This is a genomic window from Mesorhizobium shangrilense (assembly GCF_028826155.1).
Lineage (GTDB): Bacteria > Pseudomonadota > Alphaproteobacteria > Rhizobiales > Rhizobiaceae > Arvimicrobium > Arvimicrobium flavum.
Genome location: NZ_JAQGPN010000001.1, coordinates 4,513,004 through 4,525,000, shown reverse-complemented (window position 1 = coordinate 4,525,000; position 11,997 = coordinate 4,513,004). Strand labels below are relative to the sequence as shown.

Below are 11,997 nucleotides of genomic sequence, written 5' to 3'. Positions count from 1 at the left end.
GGGGAAACCCACCTAAAATACTTGGAGAATCAGAGTAGCAGGTAACTGCTGCTGTGGTTTCCAAGTATTGATATTAGGTAACTTACCCTGAATAAAATAGGGGTAAAGTGGCGAACGCGGGGAACTGAAACATCTAAGTACCCGTAGGAAAGGACATCAACCGAGACTCCGGAAGTAGTGGCGAGCGAACCCGGACCAGGCCAGCGGCTTTTGTGAGACAAGCGGAACCATCTGGAAAGTTGGGCCATAGTGGGTGACAGCCCCGTACGCGTAATGCGAGCAAAAGTCCTTGAGTAAGGCGGGACACGTGAAATCCTGTCTGAACATGGGGAGACCACTCTCCAAGCCTAAGTACTCGTGCATGACCGATAGCGAACTAGTACCGTGAGGGAAAGGTGAAAAGCACCCCGACAAGGGGAGTGAAATAGTACCTGAAACCGATTGCCTACAAACAGATGGAGCCCAAGGTTCGTCCTGGGTGACATCGTACCTTTTGTATAATGGGTCAGCGACTTAGTGTGACGAGCAAGCTTAAACCGGTAGGTGTAGGCGCAGCGAAAGCGAGTCTGAACAGGGCGTTCAGTTCGTTGCATTAGACCCGAAACCGAGTGATCTAGCCATGAGCAGGTTGAAGGTACGGTAACACGTACTGGAGGACCGAACCCATAACTGTTGCAATAGTTTGGGATGACTTGTGGCTAGGGGTGAAAGGCCAATCAAACTCGGAAATAGCTGGTTCTCCGCGAAATCTATTTAGGTAGAGCGTCGACCGAATACCTCAGGGGGTAGAGCACTGCATGGGCTAGGGGTCCTCACCGGATTACCAAACCTAAGCAAACTCCGAATACCTGAGAGTACTAGTCGGCAGACACACGGCGGGTGCTAACGTCCGTCGTGGAAAGGGAAACAACCCTGACCTACAGCTAAGGTCCCCAAGTTATGGCTAAGTGGGAAAGGATGTGAGGATCCCAAAACAACCAGGATGTTGGCTTAGAAGCAGCCATCATTTAAAGAAAGCGTAACAGCTCACTGGTCTAAATAAGGGTCTTTGCGCCGAAAATGTAACGGGGCTCAAGCCATACACCGAAGCTTAGGGTTCGCAGCAATGCGAGCGGTAGCGGAGCGTTCTGTAAGCTGACGAAGCGGCATCCGTGAGGAGCCGTGGAGGTATCAGAAGTGCGAATGCTGACATGAGTAACGTAAGGGGTGTGAGAGACACCCCCGCCGAAAGTCCAAGGGTTCCTGCTTAAAGTTAATCTGAGCAGGGTTAGCCGGTCCCTAAGGCGAGGCCGAAAGGCGTAGTCGATGGGAATCACGTTAATATTCGTGAGCCTGTGGGTAGTGACGGATCGCGTAAGTTGTCCAATCTTATCGGATTGAACGGGCAGCGAAGCGGTTCCAGGAAATAGCTCCCACTTATAGTCCGTACCCGAAACCGACACTGGTGGACTGGTAGAGTATACCAAGGCGCTTGAGAGAACTATGCTGAAGGAACTCGGCAAATTGCACGCGTAACTTCGGGATAAGCGTGACCCTTCTGTACGCAAGTGCAGGGGGGTGGCACAGACCAGGGGGTAGCGACTGTTTATCAAAAACACAGGGCTCTGCGAAGCCGCAAGGCGACGTATAGGGTCTGACGCCTGCCCGGTGCTGGAAGGTTAAGAGGAGAGGTGCAAGCTTTGAATCGAAGCCCCAGTAAACGGCGGCCGTAACTATAACGGTCCTAAGGTAGCGAAATTCCTTGTCGGGTAAGTTCCGACCTGCACGAATGGCGTAACGACTTCCCCGCTGTCTCCAGCATAGACTCAGTGAAATTGAATTCCCCGTGAAGATGCGGGGTTCCTGCGGTTAGACGGAAAGACCCCGTGCACCTTTACTATAGCTTTACATTGGCATTCGTAGTGGCATGTGTAGGATAGGTGGTAGGCTTTGAAGCAGGGACGCCAGTTTCTGTGGAGCCACCCTTGAAATACCACCCTTATCTCTATGGATGTCTAACCGCGGCCCGTCATCCGGGTCCGGGACAATGTATGGTGGGTAGTTTGACTGGGGCGGTCGCCTCCTAAAGAGTAACGGAGGCGCGCGATGGTGGGCTCAGAACGGTCGGAAATCGTTCGCTGAGTGCAATGGCATAAGCCTGCCTGACTGCGAGACTGACAAGTCGAGCAGAGACGAAAGTCGGTCATAGTGATCCGGTGGTCCCGCGTGGAAGGGCCATCGCTCAACGGATAAAAGGTACGCCGGGGATAACAGGCTGATGACCCCCAAGAGTCCATATCGACGGGGTTGTTTGGCACCTCGATGTCGACTCATCGCATCCTGGGGCTGGAGCAGGTCCCAAGGGTATGGCTGTTCGCCATTTAAAGCGGTACGTGAGTTGGGTTCAGAACGTCGTGAGACAGTTCGGTCCCTATCTGCCGTGGGTGTAGGAATATTGAGAGGATCTGTCCCTAGTACGAGAGGACCGGGATGGACGTATCTCTGGTGGACCTGTTGTGGCGCCAGCCGCATAGCAGGGTAGCTATATACGGACGGGATAACCGCTGAAGGCATCTAAGCGGGAAACCCACCTCAAAACGAGTATTCCCTGAGAGTCGTGGAAGACGACCACGTTGATAGGCCGGGTGTGGAAGTGCGGCAACGCATGAAGCTTACCGGTACTAATAGCTCGATCGACTTGATCGTTCTCATTCTCAATGCTCATCTGCGATGAGCATCCAGCTTTCCTGTCCTCACGGCCGTATCGGCTGGCTCACGCCAGCCTGGCCTCCGGACGGGGCACGCCATCAGGCGCGACGGCCAGTCGGCCTTGCGGGCGTCGCCCGAAGGACGGCTGTGCGGCACGAAACAGACAAAACAGCTTCTCGAAAAACATGCACTTTGCCGACCTGGTGGTTATGGCGGAGCGGCTGCACCCGATCCCATTCCGAACTCGGCCGTGAAACGCTCCAGCGCTGATGGTACTTCGTCTCAAGACGCGGGAGAGTAAGTCGCTGCCAGGTCTGCAAAATGCATGGAATAAGTCTTCTCGATACGCATGCCCGCCGGAAACGGCGGCTCAAGGGCCGCGCAAGCGGCCTTTTGTGTTGCAGCACTTCACTTCCGGTGGGCCAATGCCCATCTGTAAAAGGTTGACGCGGGGTGGAGCAGCCCGGTAGCTCGTCAGGCTCATAACCTGAAGGTCACAGGTTCAAATCCTGTCCCCGCAACCAATCTTCCCGAAACTATCCCAAACGCGTTGTCTGGCGCATCGGCTGCGCCGATGCTGGACAAGGTAGCTCCTCGTCCTGCGGACCATAACCTGAAGGTCACAGGTTCAAATCCTGTCCCCGCAACCAAATACCATAAACGGCCCGGCCCAGCCCGGGCCGTTTTTGCGTTCGACGGTCAACTTGCACGCCGAACGCCGACATACCGGTCGTGGGGACGCACTACCGACTGAGATGGTTCAGCTTTGGATGAGTTGTGGAAGGGGAGGGGCGGTGGATGCTCAATGATTCCCGGACGCCTGCCATGTTGTCCCGGCTACCGGTGCCCATCTAGGTCCAGCCGGGAATCGACTCCTGCGCGGGCGTCTGCTGGCTGGCCGAGTGAGACGAGTGCATTGGGTGCAGAATGCAGAAATGGTGCAGAGGGCATTCAGCTCATGCGCGGCGCGAAGCCCAAACGCCGCTACAAGCCAGCCACGCGGGCCGGCTTGCGCTTCGCATTGATTGTGATCACTCGATGACGCGTACGATACGGCGTGTTCCGGGATCGACCAGGACCGTGCGGTTGCCGACGACGACGTAGCGGTACGTCACATCCGGGACTTCGAGGGCGCGAAGCTCGACCGTTTCGGGAACCGTCGATCCGATGTTGAGCTCGACGCCTGGCAGGTCGATAGACGCCAAAGGCTTCTTCTGGACGTATTCGCGGATCACCACTTCCTGTTCCGGGGTTATGATGACGTCCTGGGCGGCGCTCGCGCCTATGCCCGCAAGCATGGTAAGCCCGGCCATTGCGCCGGCAAGGTGAAGCTTCATCTGTGCCTCCTTCGGTAGCCCGATTTGCGCTGCCGATCATCGAACTCTTGACTGCATCCCGGCAACGTTGCCCCTCTCAAACGTGGTGAGAGGTATGTTGTTCCCGAGCAAGCTGATGGCTGTGCGCTGGGACCGCAGGCCAGACGGGCTCGGCCGGCCCACTGCATCCAGGACGATTGCGCTCCGGTCAGCCGGGGCGCCGGAAGCCCATTGTGAGGACGGCCGATCAACGTCCGTTCCGGTTGCTCCCGAAGCCGCGCCGAAAAGGAGCCGGATAGTCGGGGGCCAAGGCGACCCGGCCCGGGCACCGGCTGCGGTGGGGTGGCGGATATCTCAGCCCTCCCGCGCGGTGGGTTGGTGATTGGCGTCGCGGCCATCCGGCCACGACGGTGCGTAACTGATGCACATCGAAGACAGCGGATCTGGTACTCCCGGATTTGCCGTGGTGTTCGGATCGGTCCGGCGTTCCTACTTTTGCGTGCTGAGGCGGTCGCGGCCGGGGCCGGGATGCGCAGGCAGGATGGTGGCGGCCGGTAAGCCGATGCGCTCTTACCCTTCCGAAAACAGCGTCCAGTGCGTCGGACGGAAGGCGACCCGGGATCTGGCCGCTGCAGGATGATCGATGGGAAGTTCGATCTCGACGCGCTGCCGCTCGCCGCCGACCTCGAGTTCCACCCGCCGGGTTCCGGCGACGCGTCGGCTGCCCGCGACCGTGCCGGCGATGCAACCGCCGCAGCCCTCGGTGAGCTCGACATCGTGCGGACGCATGTAGAGCGTGGCCGGGCCGTCGGGCGCACCCTTTGCCCCGATGCCGAGCGCCCGGTCGGCCAGCCAGATCTCGTCATGCTCGACGCGGACCGGCAGCGAGCTGGAGTCGCCGATGAAGCCGTAGACGAAGGCCGAGTTGGGCCGGTCGTAGACCTCGTCGGCGGAGCCGACCTGCTCGATCCGGCCCTGGCTCATGACGACGACGCGGTCGGCGAGCTCCAACGCCTCCTCCTGGTCGTGTGTGACGAAGACGGTGGTGTGGCCGGTGGCGTCGTGGATTTCGCGCAGCCAGCGCCGGAGCTCGCGCCGCACCTGTGCGTCCAGCGCCCCGAATGGCTCGTCGAGCAGCAACACCCTGGGTTCGATCGCCATGGCGCGCGCCAGCGCCACGCGCTGCCGCTGGCCCCCTGATAGCTGATTGGGATAGCGGTTCTCCATCCCTGACAGTTGCACGAGGTCGAGCAGTTCCAGCGCGCGCCGGCGGATCTCGGCGTGCGGGGGGCGTGCCTCGCGTTTCCGCACCTTGAGCCCGAAGCCGATGTTCTGCGCCACCGTCATGTGCCGGAACAGCGCGTAGTGCTGGAAGACGAAGCCGACGTTGCGGTCCTGCACCGACTTTTCGGAAGCATCCTCGTCGCCGAAGAAGATCGAGCCCGCGGTGGGGTGTTCCAGTCCCGCGATCAGCCTGAGCAGCGTCGTCTTGCCGGAGCCCGATGGGCCGAGCAGGGCGATGAGCTCGCCCGATCGGATGTCCAGCGACACGTCCCTGAGGGCCGGGAAGCGGTCGAATTCCTTGCGGACGTGGCGGATCGAGACTTGCATGATGTCCTCAGTGCGTGGCGTTGGCGGCGAGTTCGTCGCCGAAGCGGTACTCGAGGATGGATTTCAGGATGAGGGTGACGAGCGCCAGCAGCGCGAGCAGCGTCGCGACCGAGAAGGCGGCGACGAAATTGTACTCGTTGTAGAGGATCTCGACATGCAGGGGCATGGTGTTGGTGAGCCCGCGAATATGGCCCGACACCACCGACACGGCGCCGAACTCGCCCATGGCGCGGGCATTGCACAAAAGCACACCATAGAGCAGGCCCCATTTTATGTTCGGCAGGGTGACATGCCAGAAGGTCTGCCAGCCGTTGGCGCCGAGCGAGATGGCCGCTTCCTCGTCGCCGGTCCCCTGATCCTGCATCAGCGGGATCAGTTCGCGCGCGACGAAGGGAAAGGTCACGAACACCGTCGCGAGCACGATGCCGGGCACGGCGAACAGGATCTCGATGCCATGGCTCTTCAGCCATGGGCCGAGCACGCTGTGTGCGCCGAACAGGAGCACGTAGACCAGGCCGGAAATGACCGGCGACACTGAGAAGGGCAGGTCGATCAGCGTCGTCAGGAACGCCTTGCCCTTGAACTCGAACTTGGCGATCGACCAGGCGGCGGCGATCCCGAAGACGGTGTTGAGCGGGACTGCGATCGCAGCGACCAGCAATGTGAGGCGAATGGCGGCGAGCGTGTCGGGATCGCCGAAGGCCGACCAGAATTCACCCACGCCGTTGCGCAGCGCCTCCACGAAGACGGCGATGAGCGGCAACACGAGGAACAGCGTCAGGAAACCGACCGCGACGGTGATGAGCGCCAGCTTCGTGGCCGGCCGCTCGGTGGTCGGCGGCGGTGACGCGGGCCGCGTCTCCTCCGACTGCGCGCGGATAAGGACGGCATTCTCGCGCGCCGAAGCCATATCAAGCGCCATGGCCATACCTCCTGCGGCTCCAGGCCTGGATGAGGTTGATCAGGAAAAGCATGACGAAGGAGAGGACCAGCATAACCGCGGCAATCGCCGTGGCGCCGGCATAGTGGAACTCCTCCAGCCTGATAACGATGAGCAGCGGTGCGATCTCGGAGACATAGGGGATGTTGCCGGCGATGAAGATGACTGAGCCGTACTCGCCGACGGCGCGCGCGAAGGCGAGCGCGAAGCCGGTCAGCATGGCCGGCGCCAGCCCAGGCAGCAGCACGCGGAAAACGGTCTGGAAGCGGGATGCGCCGAGCGTTGCCGCGGCCTCCTCGACCTCAGTGTCGATCTCCTCCATGACCGGCTGCACGGTGCGCACCACGAATGGCAGGCCGATGAAGATCAGCGCCACGACGATGCCGAGCGGCGTGAAGGCGACCTTGATCCCGAGCGGCGCAAGCAGCTGCCCGATCCAGCCGTTCGGCGCATAGATGGCGGCGAGCGAGATGCCGGCGACTGCCGTCGGCAGCGCGAAGGGCAAGTCGACGATGGCGTCGAGGATGCGCCGTCCGGGGAAACGGTAGCGGACCAGCACCCAGGCCACGATAATGCCGAAGACGGTATTGACCGCCGCCGCAGCGAGCGAGGCGCCGAAGCTGATCTCGAGCGACTTCACGACCCGCTCGTCGGTGGCGATCGCCCAGAAGTCCGACCAGCCGAGTTCGGCCGAGCGCCAGGCGATGCCCGACAGCGGGATCAGGATGATCAGCGTCAGGTAGACGATCGTGAAGCCGAGTGTCAGCCCGAAACCCGGGATGACGCTCGGCTGTCTCAATCGCCACCCCGCGCGATGGGAGGCGGCCATGCTCATCAGTTCGACGAAGCCGGCTTGTAGATCTGGTCGAACACGCCACCGTCGGCGAAGTGGTAGGGCTGCGCCTTCACCCAGCCGCCGAAGATCGGGTCATCGATCGTGACCAGGTTTACCTTCGCGAAGCGCTCGAGTTCGGCGGGCGGCACCAGTTCCGGCTTCGACGGCCGGTAGAAATTGCGCGCCGCAATCGTCTGGCCTTCCTGCGAGTAGAGATAGCCGAGATAGGCTTCAGCCGCCTTGCGGGTGCCCTTGGCGTCGACATTCGCGTCGACCACCGCGACGGGCGGCTCGGCCAGGATCGACTGCGGCGGGATCACCGTCTCGAACTGGTCGGCGCCGAACTCCTTGCCGACGAGGAAGGCTTCGTTCTCCCACGCCAGGAGAACATCTCCCAGCTGGCGCTGCGCGAATGTGGTCGTCGAGCCGCGCGCCCCGGTGTCGAGCACCGGAACGTGCTGGAAGAGTTCGCCGACATAAGTCTTGATCTTGGCCTCGTCGCCGCCGTATTGGCCGTGGGCCCAGGCCCATGCGGCGAGATAGTTCCAGCGGGCGCCGCCGGAGGTCTTGGGATTGGGCGTGATCACCTCCACGCCCTCCTTCACCAGGTCGCCCCAGTCCTTGATGCCCTTGGGATTGCCCTTGCGGACGAGGAAGACGATGGTCGAGGTGTAGGGCGCGGAGTTGTGCTCGAAGCGCGTCCGCCAGTCCTTGGCGATCTTGCCGCTGTTCTCGACAATGGCGTTGATGTCGCTTTCAAGGGCGAGCGTCACCACGTCGGCCTCCAGCCCGTCGATGACTGCGCGGGCCTGCTTCCCTGAGCCTCCGTGCGAGTTCTGGATCGTCACCGTCTCGCCGGTGTCCGCCTTCCACTTGGCTGCGAAGGCGGCGTTGAACTCCTTGTAGAATTCCCGTGTCGGATCATAGGAGACGTTGAGCAGGGTCGTATCGGCAAATGCGAAGCCCAGCCCGCCGAAATGGACGGTCGCACCCAGGATGGAACTGAGGATAACGGATCTGCGTGAGATGGTCATGTCGCGGCCTCCACGTTGAAGCAGCTAGACTCTGCGCGAAACGACCTGTGTTGTCGGGGCAGCGCCCGACCAAAATTAGCGGAGCTTCTGCTTTTTTTTAGCCCGCACCTGCATTTTTCGCGAAGAATATTTCAGCCGCTCGCGTTGTGCGTCGGTTGGACGACGCGTGACGCCGACCCACCCCGCTCGGCCGATTCCGCGGAAAACGGCCGCACAGATGGCTTTGCCTCCTGTCCCGCCACGGCGGTCGAAAGCCGATCGCCGGAACCGGTCGGGTGGCCGCGTCTGCCTGGAAAGATCGCGTGCCCCAGGCGGATGAAGGGTCGTTCGAACCAGATTTCGGAGAGTGCGGCGAGGGGCAGTGTAAGCAGCAGCGCGATGACGCCGCAAAGCAGGCCCCATCGGAGGTGATTGTCGGCGATCGTCGTCTCGCCGATGAGGTCGCGGAATACGGGAAACAATGAAAAGACGACCAGAACGTGGCTCAGATAAAGGCTATAACTGATCCGTCCGAGGAACCGCGGCGCCGGATGTTCGAGAACATGGTCTGGACTGCTGTCGTGATAGAGCAGCGCCACCATGATCGCGCCCAGGCAGAGAATTGCCAGAATGCCCAGGCCGTCGTTGAGCGGGAAATAGAAGCGGGCGAGCACGAGACCGGCGACGCAGCCGGCGAGACTGCCGCGCGGCAGGCGCTCGACGGCGTTCCTTGCGATGGAGGTGGGCACAAGGGCGCCGAGCCCGAATGCCATGAGTGCGACATTGAGGTAGAAGCCGCCGAAGGGCGGTCCGAAATGCAACGCGGTCTGCGCCCAGATGAGGTAGCCGACGAGCGCGGCTAGCCCCAGCAGGCGCTGAAGAAGCGCCAGCGCCAGAAGGATGGGGACCATCATCATCTCGGACTGGAGCGTCCAAGTGGCTCCGTTCACGTCGTGCGTCAGCAGGAGACTGTTGGTGACGACCTCGCCCAGTGTAAACGGCGCGTCGACCTCCGCCGGTAGACGGACGTGGCTGGCGAGGGCGAAGACAATGACGGCGACGATCATCGCGGGATAGATGCGCAACACGCGCCGTCCCGTGAACCTGACAGCGGCTCCAATGTCGAGGCGCTCCTCCCGCTGCAGGGAATTCATCAGCACGGCGCCGCTCAGGATGAAGAAGATGTAGACGGCCACGCCGCCGCTGAAGACCGACATCACCAGTCGGGCCGCCAGCTGATCGGCCGACAGTTCCGCCAATCGGGGCAGCAGCACCTGCTCCGTCACCGTGTTGTTGGAAAGGTGGAGCGCGTGGTGAAACACCACGATTGCGGCAGCCAGGCCCCTCAGACTATCGAGCTTGTAATTGCGCATCAGCGCCGCCTGTGCCGTTGGAACGCAGCCGTCATCCCAGCGCCCGACGCCTTTCCGGATATGTATCCTGTCCCCGAGGCGGGAGTATCAGACGAATGGTCGACCCGCCACATATTTGCGGGGGATGAGGCGATCGAAGTACTCGATGCCCGCCTTGGCCAGATGCGTACCGTCCTTGTTCAGGAAGTCGTCCGGCATGTGGCGCGTCTTGGCTGCGACGTTGCCGAGCGGCACCCGCTTGAGGACCGTCTTGCCGCCCTCGTGCTTCAGCGCGATCGATGCGCCGCCCTTCTCGGCAGTGGCGACCGCATAGGCGCCAGCCTTGAACGCTTCCTTCGCGTCGGTCTTGTTGATCGCGCCGATATAGCCGCGCGGGATGTAGCCGAGCGCGTCGACGCGCGCCCGCTTGCCGGGCAGGCCTTCGGCCAGGGCGATCTCGAAGGCGCGGTTCAGGTCGCTTCCCGACAGCTTGATGTTGCCGTGCGCGTCGCGCTCGAGCTTGTCCGGGCCGACGAGGCTCTCCACCAGGGCCTTGCCGTCCTCGGTGGTGACGCCTTCGGAAACGGCGACGACGCAGCGCTTGTGCTTGTCCATCGTGCGCTTCACGTCATCGATGAACCGTGCGGTGGAAAACGGCCGTTCGGGAACGTAAATCAGGTGGGGGCCGTCTTCCTTTTCGTCCCGCCAGGCCGCGGAGGCCGCGGTGAGAAACCCGGCGTGGCGGCCCATGACGATGCCGACATAGATGCCGGGCAGCGCGCGGAAATCGAGATCGATGCTCTTGAAGGCCCCGGCCACGAATTCTCCGGCCGAAATGAAGCCCGGGGTGTGGTCGTTCTCCATCAGGTCGTTGTCGATGGTCTTCGGCGCATGCATGAACACCATGCTGCCGCCGGCCGCGTCGGTAAGGATCTGTTGCGTGCCGGACGTGTCGTTGCCCCCGATGTTGACGAAGACGTCGGCCTTCACCTTCTTCAGCCCGTCCAGCACCTGCGCGGTGTAGGCGGCGTCCGGCTTGTCGCGGGTGGAGCCCAGCGCGGCGCTCGGCGTATTGGCGATCTTCTTGAGATCGGCTTCGGAGATTTCGTGCAGGTCGACGAACTTGCCGTCGCGAATGCCGCGCACGCCATGCAGCGCGCCAAGGACCCTCGACTTAGGATAGCGCTTGCGGGCCTCAAGGGCTGCGCCAACCATCGTCTGGTTGATGACGGCGGTCGGACCGCCGCCCTGCGCGATGACAAATGTCTTGGGCATGGTGTCTCTCCCAGAGCCGGCGCTTCGCAATGCTAATCGTTTTAGCGGAAATGCCCGGAAGGAAAAGTGGGGATGTGCGGCAAAGCCGGTCCGCCTTCCGAAACAGGCTCGGAACGCGGGCCGAGCCTGCTCCCCGCATCGTTCGAAGCGTCAGCTCACGACGATCGGCACCTTGTTGGGTGCGGCCCGGACGCGGTTGTAGAGATCGACGATGTCCTGGTTCATCAGGCGGACGCAGCCTGACGAAGCCTGCGTGCCGATGGTCCACCACTCAGGCGAGCCGTGAATGCGATAGAGCGTGTCCTGCCCATCCTTGAAGATGTAGAGCGCGCGCGCGCCGAGCGGATTGTCGAGGCCCCCGGGCTGTCCGCCCGCCCACTTGGCGACTTCAGGCTTGCGGGCGATCATTTCCCGTGGAGGCGTCCAGGTGGGCCACTGCTTGGTGTACTGGATGACGGCGCGCCCGCTCCACTCGAAGCCGGCCTTGCCGACGCCGACGCCGTAGCGGATTGCGTCGCCGCCCTCCTGCACCCAATAGAGATGGCGCTCGTTGACGCGCACGACGATGGTGCCGGGCGCTTCACCGGTCGGGTCGACCACCACCTGCCTGCGCCATTTCGGGTCGATTTTCTTGAACGGAATCTCGGGCAACTCGAAATTGCCGTCGACGGCGGACGCATACATCAGTTCCGGACGCGTCACGCCGGCGTCGATGCTGATCTGCGGCCGGATCGATCCGGTGGGCATCTGGTCAAGGTTGAGCGAAGGCATATCGAGGCCCGTGCTGCTGCAGCCGGCGGTCAGCGCGGCTGCGCCGAGCCCGAACAGCGCTGCGCGGCGCGTCAGGACAGGGTCACGGGAGGTAGTGGGATCTTCGGCAAATGGCGCTGCGGATTTCGACACGGGAACACACCAATCCAGCCCGGGCTCAGGTGCCGGGAATTGCTCACAAGTGTCCGCGAACGTG

Annotated in this window: 8 protein-coding genes, 1 tRNA gene and 2 rRNA genes (1 of these 11 running past the window's edge); 3 read left to right on the top strand and 8 right to left on the bottom strand. The window is 62.0% G+C overall.

The window, feature by feature from the left end:
* From PD284_RS21825 to PD284_RS21815, 3 genes are all read left to right on the top strand, one after another.
* Window positions 1-2,685: ribosomal RNA gene (locus PD284_RS21825) — 23S ribosomal RNA — on the top strand; it begins 120 nt to the left of the window's first position.
* Between the two features lie 202 nt (window positions 2,686-2,887).
* Window positions 2,888-3,002: ribosomal RNA gene (gene rrf, locus PD284_RS21820) — 5S ribosomal RNA — on the top strand.
* A gap of 133 nt (window positions 3,003-3,135) precedes the next feature.
* Window positions 3,136-3,212, top strand: a tRNA-Met gene (locus tag PD284_RS21815).
* A 507-nt stretch (window positions 3,213-3,719) separates the two neighbouring features.
* On the opposite strand, the gene PD284_RS21810 is transcribed toward PD284_RS21815, so the two are convergent.
* The 8 genes from PD284_RS21810 to PD284_RS21775 form a co-directional block, all read right to left on the bottom strand.
* Window positions 3,720-4,025: a DUF1236 domain-containing protein gene (locus PD284_RS21810; protein ID WP_274630220.1), complete on the bottom strand. Its 306-nt coding sequence runs from the start codon at window positions 4,023-4,025 to the stop codon at window positions 3,720-3,722.
* 549 nt (window positions 4,026-4,574) lie between these two features.
* Window positions 4,575-5,615, bottom strand: a complete 1,041-nt coding sequence (locus PD284_RS21805) for a sulfate/molybdate ABC transporter ATP-binding protein (protein ID WP_274630219.1) — start codon at window positions 5,613-5,615, stop codon at window positions 4,575-4,577.
* 7 nt (window positions 5,616-5,622) lie between these two features.
* A complete protein-coding gene (gene cysW, locus PD284_RS21800; protein ID WP_274630218.1) occupies window positions 5,623-6,537 on the bottom strand; it encodes a sulfate ABC transporter permease subunit CysW in 915 nt (304 codons plus the stop codon).
* A complete protein-coding gene (gene cysT, locus PD284_RS21795) occupies window positions 6,527-7,384 on the bottom strand; it encodes a sulfate ABC transporter permease subunit CysT (protein WP_274630217.1) in 858 nt (285 codons plus the stop codon). The genes cysW and cysT overlap by 11 nt, the downstream gene beginning before the upstream one ends.
* Before the next feature lie 5 nt (window positions 7,385-7,389).
* Window positions 7,390-8,424, bottom strand: a complete 1,035-nt coding sequence (locus PD284_RS21790; RefSeq protein WP_274630216.1) for a sulfate ABC transporter substrate-binding protein — start codon at window positions 8,422-8,424, stop codon at window positions 7,390-7,392.
* 131 nt (window positions 8,425-8,555) lie between these two features.
* Complete coding sequence (locus PD284_RS21785) at window positions 8,556-9,776, bottom strand: acyltransferase family protein (protein ID WP_274630215.1); 1,221 nt, start codon at window positions 9,774-9,776, stop codon at window positions 8,556-8,558.
* A gap of 87 nt (window positions 9,777-9,863) precedes the next feature.
* Window positions 9,864-11,030, bottom strand: coding sequence for a diphosphate--fructose-6-phosphate 1-phosphotransferase (locus tag PD284_RS21780; protein WP_274630214.1), 1,167 nt, complete (start codon window positions 11,028-11,030; stop codon window positions 9,864-9,866).
* A 150-nt stretch (window positions 11,031-11,180) separates the two neighbouring features.
* Window positions 11,181-11,933: a L,D-transpeptidase gene (locus tag PD284_RS21775; RefSeq protein ID WP_274630213.1), complete on the bottom strand. Its 753-nt coding sequence runs from the start codon at window positions 11,931-11,933 to the stop codon at window positions 11,181-11,183.
* Window positions 11,934-11,997: the final 64 nt, after the last annotated feature.

Coding starts and splice junctions, on each gene's coding strand:
- PD284_RS21780 (WP_274630214.1), bottom strand. CDS start 11,030: ATGCCCAAGACATTTGTCATCGCGCAGGGCGGCGGTCCGACCGCCGTC.
- PD284_RS21790 (WP_274630216.1), bottom strand. CDS start 8,424: ATGACCATCTCACGCAGATCCGTTATCCTCAGTTCCATCCTGGGTGCG.
- PD284_RS21785 (WP_274630215.1), bottom strand. CDS start 9,776: ATGCGCAATTACAAGCTCGATAGTCTGAGGGGCCTGGCTGCCGCAATC.
- PD284_RS21805 (WP_274630219.1), bottom strand. CDS start 5,615: ATGCAAGTCTCGATCCGCCACGTCCGCAAGGAATTCGACCGCTTCCCG.
- PD284_RS21810 (WP_274630220.1), bottom strand. CDS start 4,025: ATGAAGCTTCACCTTGCCGGCGCAATGGCCGGGCTTACCATGCTTGCG.
- cysT (WP_274630217.1), bottom strand. CDS start 7,384: ATGGCCGCCTCCCATCGCGCGGGGTGGCGATTGAGACAGCCGAGCGTC.
- cysW (WP_274630218.1), bottom strand. CDS start 6,537: ATGGCGCTTGATATGGCTTCGGCGCGCGAGAATGCCGTCCTTATCCGC.